Source organism: Thiohalocapsa sp. ML1, assembly GCF_001469165.1.
In the GTDB taxonomy this organism is placed as follows: domain Bacteria; phylum Pseudomonadota; class Gammaproteobacteria; order Chromatiales; family Chromatiaceae; genus Thiohalocapsa.
The window spans coordinates 1-17,535 of the sequence record NZ_JABX01000055.1 but is presented as its reverse complement, the minus strand read 5'-3'; the positions used below and the strand labels follow the sequence as shown (position 1 = coordinate 17,535).

Here is a 17,535-nt window from a genome sequence, read left to right as displayed (position 1 = left end):
CCGCCGCGCGGCTCAGCCGGCCCCGCCGCCGAGCTTGTCGAGCAGCTCCTGGGCGGCGTCCGCCTGCTCGGAGTTGGGATGCTCGCGCACGAGGCGGCGCAGGATCGGCACGGCCTCGCTGCCGCGGCCGACATCGCTCAGCGCCACGGCCGTGTGGTAGGCGATCTCGGTCTGCGTCGGATAGGCCAGGTGCGCCTGCTGCAGAATGCTCAAGCCCCTGTCGCGTTCGCCGCTGTTGAACAGGACCCAGCCGTAGGTGTCGGCCACCTCCGGGCGGTTCGGATCGAGGTCATACGCCTTCCCGGCGATCTCTAACGCCCGCGGGTCGCCGCGCTCGTGCAGGATCCAGGCGAGGTTGTTCAGGATCAGAATATTGTTCTGTCCGGCCGCGTAGAGCCGCTCGTAGATCGGCAGCGCCTCGCCCTCCATGCCCTCCCCGTGCATCAGCATCGCCAGCATCGCCTGGCTGCCGAGATCATCGGGGGCGCGGGCCGCCCAGTCCTTGAGCGTCGCGATGGCGTCGGCGCTACGGTTGGCGCGGCTGTAGGCCTCGGCGAGCTGCCGCACCAGCTCCGCCGACGGCTGCATGTCGAGCGCCTGCTTGAACGGCGCGATGGCGTCCGCAGGGCTGCGGGCGGCCATCTGAATGGTGCCCTCGATGCGATAGCCGAGCGGCTGGTCGGCATAGTCCTGCTGCAGGCCGCGAGCGACCTTGAGCGCCTCCGGATAGTCCTCGGCGGCCACCAGCACGGAGGCGAGTGCGACGCGGGCGTCCAGAAAGTCCGGCTGCTCCGCGATGGCGCGCTCGAAGGAGCGCCGCGCGGCGGCATAGTCCTCGGTCTTCCACTGTGCGCCGCCCTTGAGATAGTGGATGCGGGGGTCTTCGGGGCGCTTCTGCAGGATCTGGTCGAAGGTGCGGATGGCGCTCGCGGGCTGATCGGCCAGCGTCTGGGCGCGCCCGAGCATCTCGAGCACATCCGCGTTGTCCGGGAAGCGCGCGCCAATGTCGTTGGCAATGGTGAGCGCCTTTAGATACTCCTGCCGATCGATGTAGTAGCGGGTGAGCAAGATGCCGGGCTGCGTTGCGGCAGCGTTGGCGTCCTGTGCCTTGTTCAACCATTCGAGGATGCCTGCATCGTCCTTGCGCAGCTCCGCCAGCGCGGCCATGCCGAGCAACGCCGCCAGGTTTTTTGGGTCCTGCTCCAGCACCCGCCGGTACTGCCCCTGGGCGGCGTCCAGATCCTGCCCCGCGACCTCGACCCGGGCGAGATTGACCAGCGCGGTCGTGAACTTCGGGTCCAGCTCCAGCGCCGTCTCGAAACGCGCCCGGGCCTCTTCGCGCTTGCCCTGCGCGAGTAGCGCGAGGCCGGTGAGGTTGAAGGCGACCGGGCTGTCGGGTCGGCGCTGCTCCAGCGCCTCGCTGGCGGCGATGGCCTCGTCGTACTGCTGCTCCTTGAGCTTGGCGAGCACCAGCAGGACGTCCGCCTGCAACACCTCTTGACCGAGATCGACGGCGCTTTGCAGCTCGTCGATGGCCCCGCCCATGTCGCCGCCCGCGATCAGCGTCAGCGCGAGCTGGGTGCGCAAGGCCGCCACGTCCGGCGCCACCTCGACGGCACGCGCCAGCCACTGCTGGCCCTCTTCCTGATCGCCGGCGAGCATGTAGGCGCTGCCGAGGAGCGCCATGACCTGGGCGTCCTGCGTATCCACGACGGGCTCGAGCACCTTGGCCGCGGCCTTCGGCTCGCGCAGCTTGAGGTGGGTGGCGGCGAGCACCTTGGCTGCCTGCAGGTTGTCCGGCATCGCTGCGTTGACGCGCGACAGGTACTCCTCGGCCAGCTGCAGGTCGTTCTTGGCATAGCTCACGATGCCCATCAAGAGCTGGCTCTGGACGTGCCCGGACTGCGCGGAAAGCACGAGTTGGAGGTGCTCGCCGGCCTCGTCCCAGTCGCGCTCGTAGAAGGCCATGACACCGCGCAGGTAGCTGACGATGACGATGTTCGCCCGCAGCGCGTCCACTTGGGCAAGATCGGCGCGCGCCTCATCGAAACGCTGCATGCTGACGAGGGTCGTCGCACGGCCGAGCAGCGCGCGCAGGTTCTCGGGCTCCAGCGCCAGCACCTCGCCGAACAGCGCGACGGCCGCCTCCGGGCGCTCGGCACGGCGCTCCACCTCCGCGCGCAGCAACATGACATCGGGCTCCTGCGGATGCGCCTCCAGCAGTTGCTTCGACGTGGCCTCGGCGACGGCAAGATCGTTGTCGAGCAGCGCGAGCTGCACCAGCCCGGCACCGGCGTCCCGGTCAGCGGGGTCGAGCGCGACGGCGTCCGTAAACGCCTGCTTGGCGGCCGGCAGGTCCTCAAGCCCGATGTGCGCGCGCCCGCGCAGCGCCAGCGCGCGGGCACGGGCATCGGCGGGGAGCATCTCGACCTCGAGAAACTCGAGTGCATCGCGGAATTTCTGCTGCTGCAGCATTGCCTCCGCGAGGTCGAAGCGGACCGCGTCGGCGTCGGCACCGAGGTCCAATGCCCGGCGGAGCTCCTTCTCGGCCGCCGCCCCATTGCCGCTGCGCAGGTACGCCTGCGCGAGCAACAGACGCGCGTCGAGCAGGCTCGGGTCCGCCTGCAGCAGGTTCTTGAGCTCGATCTCGGCGGCGCTGAAGTTGCCCTGGTCGAAGAAACCCTGCGCCTTCGCCAGGGCAGCGTCGTCGGCGAAGGCAGCGGGTACGGCCAGGGTGCAGGCCAGGGTGCAGGCCAGGAAACAGACTCTGAATGAATCCACAAGCCTGATTGCGGGGCTTCGGGTCATGGCGACCTCCGTGATGCGTGGCTGAGAGTTGCTTGGTAGAGTTGCTTGGTGTCGGTGTACTGTCGGGGTGTGTCGGCGGCTTCCGTGCGGCGAGGACAATGGCGGCGTGAGCCGGTGGGCGCGGCTGGCCCGGACGCTCAGGCGCGATGCCGTGCCCGTCCAAGGCGTGCGTCCGAGCGTCTGCATCCTGCGCCGCACGCGCCCTCAGTCAAGTCGGGATCTCGTACTTCCTCATCAGGTTATAGAGCGTCGGCCGGGTGATGCCCAACAACTCTGCCGCGCGCGACAGGTTGCGATCACTGTGATGGATGGCGCGCTTGATCGCCCGCATCTCAGACAGCTCGCGGACCTCCCGCAGGTCGAAGGGGATCTCCTCGATCTCGATCTGGGCGAGCTCCAGATCCTCGGCCGTGATCTCGCGGCCGTCAGCCATGACCACGGCGCGCTTGACCCGATTCTCCAGCTCGCGCACGTTGCCCGGCCATCGATAGGCCTCGACAATGGCGAGCGCCTGGCGCGAGAAGGTCTTGACCGGCTTGCGGTGCTGGGCCGCGAAACGACTGAGGAAGGCGCGCGCGAGCACAACGGCGTCGTCGCGCCGCTCGCGCAGCGGCGGCACGTGGATGGTCGCTTCGTTGATGCGGTAATACAGGTCTTCGCGGAAGCGCCCCGCTTCGATCAGTTTGGGCAGATCCTGGTGCGTTGCGCAGACGACGCGCACATCCACCGGGATCTCCTGGCGCCCCCCGATGCGCTCGATGACACGCTCCTGCAAAAACCGCAGGAGCTTCGACTGCAACGACATGGGCAAATCCCCGATCTCATCCAGGAACAGGATGCCGCGATCGGCGACCTCGATCTTGCCGCGGGTCGTCTTCACCGCGCCGGTGAAGGCGCCCTTTTCGTAGCCGAACAGCTCGCTCTCGAGCAAGGCGTCCGGGATCGCCGCACAGTTGATGGCCACGAGCCGCCGGCTGGCGCGGTTGCTGAGCTGGTGCAGGATGCGCACCAGCACCTCTTTGCCGGTGCCGCTCTCGCCCAAAACCAGCGTGGTGACGTCCGTGGGTGCCAGCTTTTCGATGCTGCGACAGACCTCCAGCATCTGCGGCGACACGGCGATGAGCTCGCCAAAGGGTGACTCGGAGACGGCGCTGGCGAGCCTGCGATACTCCTGCTCCAGGTGCGCGAGCCTTGCCGCGCGCTGCACGGTCATGCCGAGCAGGTCCGGGTCGATGGGCTTCTCGAAGAAATCGTACGCACCCCGGCCGACGGCTCGGACGGCGTTGTGGCGGTCGTTGTGGCCGGTAACGACGATGACCTTGGTGTCCGGCGCGCGGTTTAAGATCTCGTCCAAGAGCCGAAAGCCTTCGCTGGTGCCGCCCGGATCCGGCGGCAGCCCCAGGTCCAGCGTCACCACGGCGGGCGCGAAGCGGTCGAGCTCGGCCTGCGCCGTGGCGAAGTCGGATGCGACGACGACCTCGCAACCCTCGAAGCTCCAGCGCAGTTGCCGTTGCAGGCCGGGGTCGTCTTCGACGATCAGGAGTTTGATGGCTGCTTCCTGCATCTGCGCTACACCGCAGCCGCCATGGCTTGCTGCTCCGCCACCGCCGGCAGGGCCCGCGGCAGCTCGATGCGAAAACAGGTGCCCTGGCCAGGCTCACTCTTGACGTCCACACGCCCTCCCGAGAGCGCAACGAGCGCTTTGCATTCGTGCGCGCCGATGCCCATGCCGGCGAGCCCCTTGGTGGAATCGAACGGCCGAAACAGCCGCTCACGGATAAAGGCCTCGTCCATGCCGCAGCCGTCATCGTCGACCTCGATGGTGACGCTTTCGGCATCTGCGCCTAGGGTCACCTCCACACGGCCTTGTTTCTCTGTGGATTCCTGCGCGTTCTGAATGATATTGCGCAGCACGGAGCTGAACCGCTCCGGGTCAACGCAGATGTGCGCATCCGCGGCGCCGGCGTCGCGCAGCATGGGCACGGGCTCTTGGATGGCGCGCTCGGCGACCGCCCGCTCCACCAGGGGCCGGACGGCAACGCATCGTTCCGTCTCGGTCGGCACCGCCGAGCGCAACTGCAGTAGGAGCCGGTTCATCCGCTCCACGGAGTCGCTCACGGTCTGCAGTGCATCGTCGACGAAGGCCGGATTATCGCGATAGCGCTCCGCGTTGCGACTCACCAAGGACAATTGGGCGACGAGGTTCTTGAGATCGTGCACGACGAACGCCGAGAGCCGATTGAAGCCCGCGAACTGGTGCGCCTCGGCCAGCGCGGCCGCGGCTTCTTCGAGGGCAAGATAGCTTGCCGCTTGCCTGGCCGCGGTCTGCAACAACTGGATGTTCTCCCAGCCCAGCTCCTGTGCCGCCCGCGGCCGCGCGAGCACGACAAAACCGAGCACCCGCTCTTCATGCAGCAGCGGCACCAGGAGCCAGAGACTGGCACTGTCCCGGAGCCAATCCGGCAGGGCGTCGATGGGGGCATCCGCGAGCTCCAGGATACGCCCATCCGGCTCGAGTGCGGTGCACAGCGCCTCGCCGTGCCAGCGCCCGTCGATGACGGACGGGGACAGGTTCCAACAGCGCCGCAACGAGCAGACGCCGTCGGCATCGCGCACCCAGATGGCGCCGCCCGGACTGTCCACCAACTCGCCGAGCGCCAAAATGATGCGTTCCGGCAGGGTCGCCTGCAGCTCCTTGCCGGAGAGCACCCGGATCAGCCGTAGCCATTCCTCGCGATAGTCGTAGCGATAGCTGTAGAAGTGCTTGCTGACGAAGAGCTTCAGATGCGAGCGCAGTTGGCCCGAGAACAGCAGCACCACCAGCAAGAGCCCGGCACCGAAAAAGAACAGCGGCTGAAATACGGCAGTCCATTCGCCGCCGTAGGCGCGAATGTAGTAACCGGCGAGCGCCATGAACAACAGATAAACGCCTGCGGCCACCAGGGTCGTGGAATGGACGACCACGGCCCGCGATACCGAGAGGTCGAAGGACCACTGCGGATTGCGGGCGACGCTCACCGCGAGCAGCGGCATCACCACGGCATTGACGCCCCCGCGGGCGAGCCACACGCCGGTGTCGAGCCGCCCGAACAGCAGCGCATCGGCAAAGAAATAGAAGTCGTAGACGAACACCGCGCCAAGCCCGAAGCACAAGAACTTGATCCCCCAGCGATGTTGCCAGGGTGTATTGCGGTAGATCTGCTCGACCAGAAACAGGCCGACGACGGTGAGCAGCAACTGCCCGATGAGCCGCGCCTTGGCAAGCCAGCCGCCTACACCGGGCAACAGCGCCGGCAGCCAGTCCTCGAACGGCAGCAGCAGCAGCGCGCCGCCCACCAGTACGCCGACGTACAGCAGCCGCAGATGCTCGGCAAGCCCGCTTTGCAGTCGGCTGACCAGCCGCATCAGGAACACGCACCAAGCGATGATGCGCGCGGCCTCGGCCGCCCAGATGACCTGCGAGGGCACCGCCTGCCACTGCGCCTGCACGGCGAGCAACGCCGCCCACAGCACGCTTACCACCACGGCGAGCAGCAAAAGCCCGCCCTGCAAGCGGCCCCGCCACGTCGTCACCAGCAGCAGCCCCAGCACGGCCATAGCGACTGCGTCCGCCGCGTAGCCGATGACGGCAATGGATTCGGGGGAGACGATCGTCTGCATGAGCCTTAGCGCTTGCCGCGCCGCCTAGCGGGCACCCTTGCCCAGCAGCACGACCTCGACGGTTTGCAGCAGGATGATCAGGTCCAAAAAAATGCCCGCATGCTTGACGTAGTACAAATCGAACTCGAGCTTGCGCTTGGCGTCGTCCTCGTCCGAACCATAGGGATATAGGAGCTGCGCCCAGCCGGTCACCCCAGGCTTCACCCGATGCCGCTCGGCGTAGTAGGGAATGCCGGTCGCGAGCCGCTCGACAAACTCCGGGCGTTCCGGGCGCGGCCCCACCAGGCTCATCTGCCCCTTCAGCACGTTGAAGAGCTGCGGCAGCTCGTCCAGGCGCGTACGCCGCAGGAAGGCGCCGAGCCGCGTAATGCGCGCGTCGTTCTTGGCCGCCCAGCGCGGGCGGCCGTCGGCCTCCGCGTCGACCCGCATGCTGCGGAACTTGTGCAGGCGAAACGGCAGCCCGCCCTGCCCGATCCGGATCTGGTGGTAGAAAATCGGGTCGCGACCACGCGACTCGATGGTCGATGCCAGGGCGACCAGCAGCATCAACGGCGCGGCGACCAGCAGCATCAGGGAACCGAGCCCGAGGTCCAGCAACCGCTTTCCGTACAACCCGGTGACGCCCATCTTGAAGCCGTCGCGGGAGAAAAAGATCCAGCTCGGGTGCAGCAGGTCGATCTTGACGGCGGCCAGCTCCTTCTCAAAAAACGTCAGCAGATCCAGCACCGCGAAGCCGCTCAGCTTGCAGTCCAGCAGCTCGCCCACGGGCAGCTTGCGGCGGCGGTCGTCGGCAGCGACCACGATCTCATCGACGTTGTGCGCAATCGCCAGCTCCAGCAGCGACCCCTGCTGCATCAGGAGCTTATCGTCCGGCAACAGGCGCTGGCTGCGCGGCAAAGGCACATAGCCCACAACGCAAAAGCCAAGCCCAGTGCCCTGCGCCAACAATTCCGCGATGCGCTCCGCGTTGACCCCTGCCCCCAGCACCAGCACGCGGCGCTTCTGTGATTCCGCGCCGGCGATGCGGTCGAACACCATGCGCAGCACCACGGTGCCGGCGAACGAGAACAACAGCGACCATCCCAGGATGCCGCGCCCCATGAACAGGGCCGGGAAGAGATAGAACAGGAACGCGAGCGCTGCCGTGCCGATCGCGAAGGCGATGGCCAGCCGGACAATGAAACCCGCCTCACCGTCCTGCACCCGGCGCTGGTATAGGCCCATGGAGGCCATGCACAGCGACATCACGAGCGCGAACAGGACTCCCGTGATCCACGGGTCGCCGGGTGCGATGTCGTGCGGCAGCTCCCCGCCGAAGCGCACCGCGACGCCGAGGTGCAGCGCCCCGAAGAACACTGCCAGCTCGAGCATGCCCAACAGCAGCTTGAGTCCGGAAACGTGGTGGCCAAAGAGCCGAATCATGCCGATCCTTAAGGGCAGCAGGATGTGACGTGCGGGTGTCGCAAGGGCGGAGGTGCCGTGGCGCAGTACCCTCCGTCCGCGTCATCGCGCAGATCGGCCGTTGCGCTTCGGACCCGCCCCGACGCTTTGCCGCCGCACGGACCCCGCTCGGCTCATATCAGCGACGTGGCAGCTTCGGACGCAGCCGCGGGTGACCGCCCAGGCTTGAGCGGCGCGGATGTTAGCACAGCGGAGCGGTTCATCGTCCGGACCGCCTCCGCAGCATGGCGCCAGCCCCTACGAGCCGCCGATACGCGGCGCCAAGCACACGACTTGCGGCAGCGAGCACCGAGCGCGCCTGCGAGGCGCTGCCCGACGCCCCGGACGCGGCGGCCAACGGCGGCCAAGGGCGTCACTCGCATCGCCAACGGCGCTTCGGCATACTACCGCGGCATACTACCGCGCGACGTCGCCGCGGCCGCCGTTGCGTTGCGGCCGCGGTCCGCGCGCATCCCAACCACAGACTCTCGTCCGGAGCTGTCAGGATCATGATTCTTCGACTCGACGAACGCGCCCCGACCATCGGTATCGTCGGCCTCGGCTATGTCGGCCTGCCCTTGGCCGTCGCCCTTGGGCAGCGCTACACCACCGTCGGCTTCGACATCAACGCGGCGCGGATTGAGGAGCTCAGGGCCGGGCGAGACAGCTCGCTGGAGGTGGAGCCTGCCGAGCTCAAGGCGACGCCCCATCTGAGCTACACGACGGACCTGGACGCCCTGCGTCAATGCAATGTCTACATCGTCACCGTGCCAACGCCGATCACAGAGGCGAAGACGCCGGACCTCAACCCGCTGATCTCGGCCAGCACCCTGCTCGGCACCGTGCTATCCCGCGGCGATGTCGTGATCTACGAGTCCACCGTGTATCCCGGTGCCACCGAGGAGGTCTGCGTACCGCTGCTGGAGCAGGGCTCCGGGCTCAGGTACAACGACGGCTTTTACGTCGGCTATAGCCCCGAGCGCATCAACCCCGGCGACAAGGAGCATCGGCTCACCACCATCAAGAAGGTCACGTCGGGCTCGACCCCTGAGGCGGCCGACTTCGTCGATTCGCTCTATGCCAGCGTCGTGACGGCGGGCACGCACCGGGCGAGCAGCATCCGCGTGGCGGAGGCGGCCAAGGTCATCGAGAACACCCAGCGCGATGTCAACATCGCGCTGATCAACGAGCTCGCGCTGATCTTCAACCGGCTCGGCATCGACACGGACGAGGTGCTTACCGCCGCCGGCAGCAAATGGAACTTCCTGCCCTTCCGGCCCGGGCTCGTGGGCGGCCACTGCATCGGCGTCGACCCCTATTACCTGACGCATAAGGCGCAGCAGATCGGCTATCACCCCGAGATCATCCTCGCCGGGCGGCGCCTGAACGACAGCATGGGCGCCTTCGTCGCCAGCGAAGTGGTGAAGCTCATGGCGGCCCGCGGCGGCTTCCCGGTGGATGCACGCGTGCTGATCATGGGCTTGACCTTCAAGGAGAACTGCCCGGACCTGCGCAACACGCGCGTGGTGGACATCGCCGCGGAGCTCAAGTCCTACGGCATCCAGTCCGACGTGCACGACCCTTGGGCCAGCGCAGAGGAAGCCGAGCGCGAGTACGGCATCCGGCTGGTCCAGCCCAGCGTCGGCGCGGCCTATGACGCCGTCGTCGTTGCCGTCGCGCACCGCCAGTTTGTCGAGATGGGCATCGACGCCGTGCGCGCGCTGGCCAAGCCCGGCGCCGCGATCTACGACGTGAAGCACGTCTTCCCGGCCGGGACCGTGGACGGACGGCTGTGACGGCGCACCGCCGGCAGGCACACGGACGCCGCCTGACGCCCCCTGTAGCCGCAGATTAAAGCTCCGGGCGCCCTGCGCGCCCTTACTCGCCCTGGACGCAGCCCCATGAAAGTACTTGTCACCGGCAGTGCCGGCTTCATCGGCTCCACGCTGGCGATGCGACTCCTCGCCCGCGGCGACGCAGTGATTGGCGTGGACAACCTCAACGACTACTACGACGTGAGCCTCAAGGAGGCGCGGCTCGAGCGGGTGCGCGCCTACCCGGGCTACACGGACTTGCGACTCGACCTGGAGGACCGCGGCGGCATCGCCGCCGCCTTCGCCGAGCACCGACCCGAGCGCGTTGTGAACCTCGCCGCACAGGCCGGCGTGCGCTACTCCATCGAGAACCCACTCGCTTACGTGGACACCAACCTGGTGGGCTTCGCGCACATTCTGGAGGGCTGTCGGCACAACGGCGTCGAGCACCTGGTGTACGCCTCCAGCAGCTCCGTGTATGGCGCCAACACACGCATGCCGTTCTCCGTGCACGACAATGTGGACCATCCGCTCAGCCTCTACGCCGCGAGCAAGAAAGCCAACGAGCTGATGGCACACACCTACAGCCATCTGTACCGCCTGCCGACGACGGGGCTGAGATTCTTCACCGTCTATGGCCCCTGGGGCCGGCCGGACATGGCGCTGTTCAAGTTCACCCGCGCCATCCTCGCGGACGAGCCCATCGAAGTGTTCAACTACGGCAAGCACCGGCGCGACTTCACCTACATCGACGACATCGTCGAAGGCGTGATCCGCGTGCTGGACCGCATTCCGGAACCGAACCCGGCATGGAACGGCGATGCACCCGATTCCGCCACCAGCAGCGCGCCGTACCGGCTCTACAACATCGGCAACAACCAGCCGGTGGAGCTGATGCACTACATCGAGGTGCTCGAAGGCTGCCTCGGACGACAGGCACAAAAGGCGCTGCTGCCGCTGCAGGCGGGCGACGTGCCCGACACCTACGCCGATGTCGCGGACCTCGTCGAGGAGCTCGACTACAAGCCCGCGACGAGCGTTGAGGAGGGCATCGCGCGCTTCGTGGCTTGGTACCGGGACTACTACGGCGTTTGAGTCGGGGCGGCCGCGCGACGCTTGGTCAACGCCTGGCGAGGCGGCGCCTCGGGCCGCATGCACGCCCGCCATGAGCGCATCTCCCGCGGCGGGCATCGGGCATCAGACCCACCGCGTCGCGAAATCCGCCGGCAGCAGCAGATTGTGCCGGCCAAGGTCCGCGACGTCCCGCTCGCCGCAGAAGCCCAGGGTGGTGTCGAGCTCCTTGCGGATGATGTTGAGCGCCTGCGTCACGCCGGCCTCGCCCAGGGCGCCTAAGCCGTAGATGTAGGCGCGGCCGATGTAGGTGCCCCGGGCGCCGAGCGCGAGCGCCTTCAGCACGTCTTGGCCCGAGCGGATACCGGAGTCCAGATGCACCTCCAGCGCGTCGCCGACGGCGTCCAGAATCCGCGGCAGCATGCGGATGCTGCTGACGGCGCCGTCGAGCTGCCGGCCGCCGTGGTTGGACACGACGATGGCGTCCGCCCCGGCATCCTGCGCATGGCGGGCGTCTTCGGGGTCCATGATGCCCTTCAGGATCAACGGCCCCTGCCAGAGGTCGCGGATGCGGCGCACGCGCGCCCAGTCCAGACTCGGGTCGAACTGCTCGCCGACCCAGGCCATGAGGTTCGACACGTCGCTGACCCCTTTGACGTGGCCGACGATGTTGCCGAAGCCGTGCCGGCGGGTGCCGAGCATGCCGAGCCCCCAGCGCCAGCGCCGCAGCAGGTCCAGCACCACCGGCAGGCTCGGCTTCGGCGGTGCCGACAGTCCGTTCTTCAAGTCCTTGTGGCGCTGGCCGATGACCTGCAGGTCCAGCGTCAGCACCAGCGCGGAGCACCGGGCCGCCGCGGCGCGGGCGATGAGGCTCTCCATGAAGCCTTGGTCGCGCATGACATAGAGCTGGAACCAAAAGGGCGCGTCTACGTTGTCTGCCACGTCCTCAATGGAGCAGATGGACATGGTGGACAGCGTGAAGGGCACACCGAAGCGCGCGGCGGCGCGGGCCGCGAGGATCTCGCCGTCGGCATGCTGCATGCCGGTGAGCCCCACCGGCGCGAGCGCCACGGGCATGGCGACGGGCTGCCCGACCATATTGCCCTTGGTGCTGCGCGCCGCGATGTCCACGGCGACGCGCTGGCGCAGCCGGATGTCGGCAAAGTCCGTGCTGTTGTCGCGGAAGGTCTGCTCGGTCCAGCTGCCGGACTCGGCATAGTCGTAGAACATCCGCGGCACGCGCCGGCGGTAGAGGCGCTTGAGGTCGGCGATGTTAGTGATGACTGTCAAGGTGCTGTGTCCGATAGCGATTTCGATAGCGCTGACAACGACAACATCAACGACGGAACCGGGGGCCGAAGCATCAACCCCGATGGCTCTCCAGCCACTGATCGAGCATCACCAGTATCCACAGGAACACCCCATAGTAGGACGCGTGCCCGCCCTGGTGCTGCTGGCTGATCCAGTCGATGTAGCCAGGCCGAACAATACCGCGCTGCTTCAGCCGCTCGACGCTCGCGCGCGTCAGCTCCGCAAGCGGCGCGTACTCGCGCATCCAGAGCCCCACCGGCAGCCCGAAGCCGTGCTTGCGCTTGGCAATGATCTCCGCCGGCAGAAAGTCCGCGAGCGCGCGCTTGAAGAACCAGCGCAGGTGCGTGCGCTTGAGCTGCATACCGGGCGGCACCGACGCCGCGAAGTCCAGCAGGCGGTCGTCGAGCAGCGGATAGCGCACGTCGATGCCGGCGAGCTGACAGGCCTGATTCACTTTGCGCAGGTCGTTGTCGGCGAGCGTGATCTTGAGATCCAGGTGCATCATCCGGTTCACGGCAGCGCTGGATTGCGTGCGTCGGTAGACCTCGCGCAGGTTCTCGAGCGGCGCGCCGGTGTCGACGCGGGCGAGGAAAGCGGGCTCGAAGATGTCTTCGAGTGCCGTGCGATGCATGAAGTTGTAGGTCTCGAAGCGGTCCGGCAGCGGCACCTCGGCCTGGGCGATGTAGCTCTGCGCCTTTTTGGCCGGCGGTAGCGCGCCGAGCCCGGGCAGGCCAACCGCGCCGCGGATGAGCCCCCGCAGCGGCGCCGGTACCTGGCCCCATTGCTCGAAGAGCCACTGGTTTGCGTAGCGCTCGTTGCCGCCGAAGATCTCGTCGCCGCCGTCGCCGGCGAGCATAACGTCGATGCCGTCGTTGCGGGCGAAGCGGGCGCACAGATACGCCGGCACGATGGAGGCGTTGCCGAAGGGCTCATCGCAGAAGGCCGCGACCTTCGGCACCGCCTCCACCACGTCCGCTGCCGTCACGTAGTACTCCCGCGGCGTCGTCGCGAAGCGCGCCGCGGCGATGCGGGCGTAGGCCATCTCGTCGAAGCCCTCGGCGTCGAAGCCGATGGAGTAGGTCGGCACCGGTTCGCCGCTGCGCTGCCGCCAGGTGCCGACGACGGTGGAGCTGTCGGTGCCGCCGCTCAGGAAACAGCCGACGCGGGCGCCGGCGGGCGCGGCAGCGGCTGCGCCTACCACCTCGGGCAGCAGCGCGCGAAACTCGGACTTGAGGGCATCGAAGCGGGCAGACCCGTCGCGGTAGGGCATGCGCCAGTAAAAGCGGGCCTGCGCCGGGGCCGCGTCGCCGGCAGCGTCGCAGGTCAGCACCTGCGCCGGCAGCAGCTTGGTGACCCCCGAGTAGATGCTGCCGGGGCTCGGGATCATGTGCAGGTAGAGGTATTCGAACAGCGCCTGGTCGCTGACCGCGGGCGTGAAGCCCGGCAGCCGCGTCAGGGCCGCGAGCCGCGTGGCGAAACCGATGCGCCCGCCACCGCGCACCAGGTAGAGCCCGCGCGCCCCGACGCGGTCCACGGCGAGCATGAGCCGGCCGCGGCGCCGATCAAAGAGCGCCAACGCGAAGGGGCCGTGCAGCAGCTCCAGCACCCGCTCGCCGTCGCGCCGCCAGGCGTCCGCGACCTCGGCGGCGCGCATCCGCGCGCTATCGGACAGCAGCACGATGCAGTCGTCGTCCGCGTGCGCGCCGTCGCCGTCGCCGTCGTCGTCGCCGTCGCCGATGACGCCACCATGGAAGTCGGCCGCATGCACGGGCACCGAGCCACCCGGCACCCCGGCCCCATCGACGGCGAGCATGTCCGCGAGCACGGCCTGCGGCGCCGCCCCCGGCAGCGCACCCAGCCAACCGCAAATACCCTTCATACCGACCCCCTGCTTGAACGCGGGCGGAGTATACGCGAGCCGGCCCGCCAGCCGGGATCGGCGCCGCCGCCCATTGCGCATTGCCATGGCTGCCCGCCCCGCCATCGCCAATAGTCCAGCCCTCACCGTGGTTGCATCGGACCCACCCCGACCAAACCTTTTCGCGCCATGCGGCGCAGCCGGGAACCCGCCCCGCCTGGCCGCCCCATCGGTTCCGCAGCCAACCCCCTCAATCACAGAGACGGACACTATGAACAAGCCACTCCTGGCCGGCTCCGCGCTGGCCATCGCAGCCGTCCTCGCCGCCACCAGCCTGCAAGTCTGGTCCACCACCAGTACCGACGCCGGCGCCGCCGAGGCGCGCGAGATCATCACGGCCTTCACCACGTCGCTGCAAGGCGAGCTGAAAGGCGCGCTGAAGGAAGGCGGCCCCGTCGCCGCCGTTACCATGTGCAAAGATAAGGCGCCCGCCATCGCCGAAGACCTGTCCGAGGAGCACGGCTGGGACGTGGGCCGCACCAGCCTCAAGCCGCGCAACCCGGCGAACGCCCCGGATGCGTGGGAAGAACAGGTGCTGGAGCAGTTCGCGTCGCGACAGCAGAACGGCGAGTCGCCCATGGGCATGACCTACGCCTCCGTCGAGGAGACGGCGGACGGCAAGGTCTACCGCTTCATGCAGGCCATCCCGACCGCGGAGGTCTGCCTCGCCTGCCACGGCACCGACATCGCCGAGCCGATAGCGGCGGCGCTGGACAAGGCCTATCCTGAGGATCAGGCACGGGGTTACTCCGCGGGCGAGATCCGCGGCGCCTTCACGCTATCGAAGCCGATGTGACCGCGCCGGCGGCGCCAGCGGCGCCGCCGCGTGATTCGGCCGGGCGACGCTTGCGCCGCCCGGCCGGCAGGAAAGCCCACCGCGCCTGTTCCGCAAGACCTGCGCAGAGGCATGAGCCCATGGCGGACCTCTACAACATCGTCTTCGACGGCGAGCTCCTCAACGGCGCCGACCCGGCCGCCGCGCGTGCGAAGCTCGCGAGCACGTTCAGGCTCGACGGCCCCCACCTCGAGAACCTGTTCAGCGGCCGGCGCATCGTCGTGAAGCGCGACGTCGACCTGCTCACCGCGACACGTTTCCAGCAGGCCTTCCTCGCCGCCGGCGCCCGCGCCGACATCGAATCGGTAGACGGCGAGCCCGACTCCCTGCCCATTGAGGCCACAGACACCTGGGACGGCGACGACGCCGCCGCGAGCCGCGCCGACGGCCCGCTCTCCCTCGCCCCGCCCGGCGCGCCGCTGGACGAGATCGACGACCGCGGCCCGCCCCGCAGCCCGGATACGAGCGCCCTCGGCCTGGTGCCCGCCGCCGGCTGGGATCTCACCGACTGCGCGCCCCCGCCGCCGGCCATCCCGCAGTTCGACTTGGACGGGCTCGCACTCCTGCCCATTGACCCCGCGGCAGCGCGACTCGCTCTCGACGCCCGCGGATCGAACACCGCAGAATAGCCGCCGAGCGGCCGGCGCCCAACGCGGCGCCGGCCTGCACGCAATCCACGCTGTCAGTCTTTCGCCTGCCAGTCTTTCGCCTGCGGCACGTGCCGCCCGGGATGAGCTTTGCCATGAGTCAACAACCGACCCACATCGTCATCGGCGCCGGCATCAGCGGCCTCTGCGCCGCCCACTACGCCGCCGCGGCCGGCCACGAGGTGCTGGTGCTGGAGGCGGCCCCGCGCCCCGGCGGCTGCATGTACAGCCACCACTTCGAGGACCTGAACGGCTACTGGGTCGAGGCCGGCAGCCATAGCTGCTTCAACAGCTACGGCAACCTGCTGGACATCATGGAGCAGCGCGGCATCCTCGGGCGCGCCACGGCCAAGGGCAAGCAGAGCTACCGGCTCTGGCGCGGCGGCAAACGCAAGTCGGTGCTGTCCGCGCTGCACCCGCTGGAGCTGCTGCGCTCGCTGCCGACCTTGTTCCGCACCGAGAAGGCCGGCGCCAGCGTGCGCGAGTACTACGGCGCCGGGCTCGGCGAGAAGAATTACCGCGACCTGTTCGGCCCCGCCTTCCGGTCCGTGATTTGCCAGCCGGCGGACGACTTCCCGGCCGAGGCGCTGTTCCGCAAGAAGCCGCGCCGCAAGGACGTGCTGCGGAGCTTCACCATGCCCGAAGGCCTGGGCGAGATCCCGCGCGCCCTGTCCGACGCGCCCGGCGTGTCCCTCAAGACCGGCTGCAACGTGACCGCCGTCCGGCCCGACGCGGAGGGCTTCGCCGTGACCTGTGCCGACGGCAGCGCACATCGTGCCGATTGGCTCACCCTCGCCGTGCCGCCGGATGTCGCGGCACGGCTGCTGGCCAAGGTCGCACCCGAGGCCGCCCGCCTGGTCGGCGGCATCGGCATGGCCGAGATCGACACGCAGCTCCTGGTGCTCGACAAGGCCGACGTCGGCGTCGATGCGCTCGCCGGCTTCATCAGCGTCGACGGCAGCTTCCTGTCCGCCGTGTCGCGGGACTTCCTGGACCACCCGGAGCTGCGCGGCTTCGCGTTCCACTTCCCGGGCGATGCGCTGGACGAGCCCGCCCGCATCGCCGCCGCCTGCCAGGCGCTGGCCGCCGACCCCGCGCGGGTCAAGGCGCAGGCCAGCGTGCGCAACCGGCTGCCGGCACTGCGCAAGGGCCACGCCGAGCTGGTGACGGCGCTGGACCGCGCGCTGGCCGGCGGGCGGCTCGGGCTCACCGGCAACTGGTTCTTGGGCGTCTCCGTTGAGGACTGCGTCACCCGCAGCCGCGCCGAGCACGAGCGGCGCATTGGCGCCGTCGCCGCGCTGCCGACGGCGGCTTAGGGAAGATTCAGAGTTTCGATTTCGATTTCGATTTCGATTTCGACGGACGGCGGAGATGAGTTTGTATCCGTTGTTTTTGGACGCTTCCTGACGGCGCTCGCTGCACCCGCGACCATGGACACCGAGACCCACCTGCTCGCACCCATCTCGGCGCACTGGTATCCGGCGGCCGACACGCTCAACGGCCCCCTCGCCGCGGCCTTCGCAAGGCTGTCGGAGCAGGACTTCCGCCAGCGCTCCCATTGCGTCGACGGGCGCTTCGAGAACCTGTACCTGGACGCTGGCCGACTGCCGGGACTGACCGAGCTGCTGCGCTTCGCCGGCGACACGGCGGCGGCGCGGCTCGGGCTCGGCGCGGCGAAGCTCCGCTGCGGCTTCTGGCTCAACGCCATGCCGCCTGGCAGCCGCACCAGCCGCCACAGCCACGAGGAAAACGACGAGCTGCTGTCCGGCGTCTACTACGTCACGGCGCCCGCGGCGAGCGGCGACCTCTGCTTCGCGGACGGGCCCTTCGAGGTCCGCGTGACGCCCGAGCCCGGCCTGATGCTGCTGTTTCCACCGTCCCTCAAGCACTGGGTTGAGCCGCATCGCGGCGCGGGCCTCAGGCTCTCGGTGGCCTTCAACTTCGGCAACCGCTAATCCACTCCCGCACCCCGCACTCCGCACCCCGCACTCCGCACCCGCACCCCGCACCCGCACTCCGCACCCGCACTCC

At 68.5% G+C, this 17,535-nt stretch carries 12 protein-coding genes; 6 read left to right on the top strand and 6 right to left on the bottom strand.

Annotation, left to right across the window (positions count from 1 at the left end; genetic code table 11):
• Window positions 1-12: 12 nt before the first annotated feature.
• From prsT to ML01_RS23490, 4 genes are all read right to left on the bottom strand, one after another.
• Complete coding sequence (gene prsT / locus ML01_RS23505; RefSeq protein ID WP_162268091.1) at window positions 13-2,808, bottom strand: XrtA/PEP-CTERM system TPR-repeat protein PrsT; 2,796 nt, start codon at window positions 2,806-2,808, stop codon at window positions 13-15.
• Between the two features lie 208 nt (window positions 2,809-3,016).
• Window positions 3,017-4,372 (bottom strand): PEP-CTERM-box response regulator transcription factor, encoded by a 1,356-nt coding sequence (gene prsR / locus ML01_RS23500; RefSeq protein WP_058557826.1) that lies wholly within the window; start codon window positions 4,370-4,372, stop codon window positions 3,017-3,019.
• Between the two features lie 5 nt (window positions 4,373-4,377).
• Entirely contained in the window at window positions 4,378-6,468 is a 2,091-nt protein-coding gene (gene prsK, locus ML01_RS23495; RefSeq protein ID WP_058557825.1) for an XrtA/PEP-CTERM system histidine kinase PrsK, read from the bottom strand.
• 24 nt (window positions 6,469-6,492) lie between these two features.
• A complete protein-coding gene (locus ML01_RS23490; RefSeq protein WP_058557824.1) occupies window positions 6,493-7,890 on the bottom strand; it encodes a TIGR03013 family XrtA/PEP-CTERM system glycosyltransferase in 1,398 nt (465 codons plus the stop codon).
• 527 nt (window positions 7,891-8,417) lie between these two features.
• On the opposite strand from ML01_RS23490, the gene tviB reads away from it, so the two are divergent.
• The gene (gene tviB, locus ML01_RS23485) at window positions 8,418-9,704 is read left to right on the top strand and encodes a Vi polysaccharide biosynthesis UDP-N-acetylglucosamine C-6 dehydrogenase TviB (RefSeq protein WP_058557823.1); all 1,287 of its coding nucleotides are present in this window, start codon (window positions 8,418-8,420) and stop codon (window positions 9,702-9,704) included.
• Window positions 9,705-9,809: 105 nt separating this feature from the next.
• Window positions 9,810-10,817, top strand: coding sequence for an NAD-dependent epimerase (locus ML01_RS23480; RefSeq protein WP_058557822.1), 1,008 nt, complete (start codon window positions 9,810-9,812; stop codon window positions 10,815-10,817).
• A gap of 102 nt (window positions 10,818-10,919) precedes the next feature.
• Here ML01_RS23480 and ML01_RS23475 read toward each other — a convergent pair whose 3' ends face one another.
• Complete coding sequence (locus tag ML01_RS23475; RefSeq protein WP_058557821.1) at window positions 10,920-12,083, bottom strand: alpha-hydroxy acid oxidase; 1,164 nt, start codon at window positions 12,081-12,083, stop codon at window positions 10,920-10,922.
• Window positions 12,084-12,156: 73 nt separating this feature from the next.
• Window positions 12,157-13,983 carry an asparagine synthetase B gene (locus tag ML01_RS23470; RefSeq protein ID WP_058557820.1) on the bottom strand — a complete coding sequence of 609 codons (1,827 nt, stop codon included), beginning with the start codon at window positions 13,981-13,983 and terminating at the stop codon, window positions 12,157-12,159.
• Between the two features lie 250 nt (window positions 13,984-14,233).
• Here ML01_RS23470 and ML01_RS23465 point away from each other — a divergent pair, with 250 nt between their 5' ends.
• The 4 genes from ML01_RS23465 (at window position 14,234) to ML01_RS23450 (ending at window position 17,459) form a co-directional block, all read left to right on the top strand.
• A complete protein-coding gene (locus tag ML01_RS23465) occupies window positions 14,234-14,818 on the top strand; it encodes a DUF3365 domain-containing protein (protein ID WP_058557819.1) in 585 nt (194 codons plus the stop codon).
• 119 nt (window positions 14,819-14,937) lie between these two features.
• Window positions 14,938-15,486, top strand: a complete 549-nt coding sequence (locus ML01_RS23460; RefSeq protein ID WP_058557818.1) for a hypothetical protein — start codon at window positions 14,938-14,940, stop codon at window positions 15,484-15,486.
• Between the two features lie 113 nt (window positions 15,487-15,599).
• Window positions 15,600-16,820, top strand: a complete 1,221-nt coding sequence (locus ML01_RS23455) for an NAD(P)/FAD-dependent oxidoreductase (protein ID WP_058557837.1) — start codon at window positions 15,600-15,602, stop codon at window positions 16,818-16,820.
• Window positions 16,821-16,934: 114 nt separating this feature from the next.
• Window positions 16,935-17,459 carry a putative 2OG-Fe(II) oxygenase gene (locus tag ML01_RS23450; protein ID WP_058557817.1) on the top strand — a complete coding sequence of 175 codons (525 nt, stop codon included), beginning with the start codon at window positions 16,935-16,937 and terminating at the stop codon, window positions 17,457-17,459.
• The last annotated feature ends 76 nt before the right edge of the window (window positions 17,460-17,535 follow it).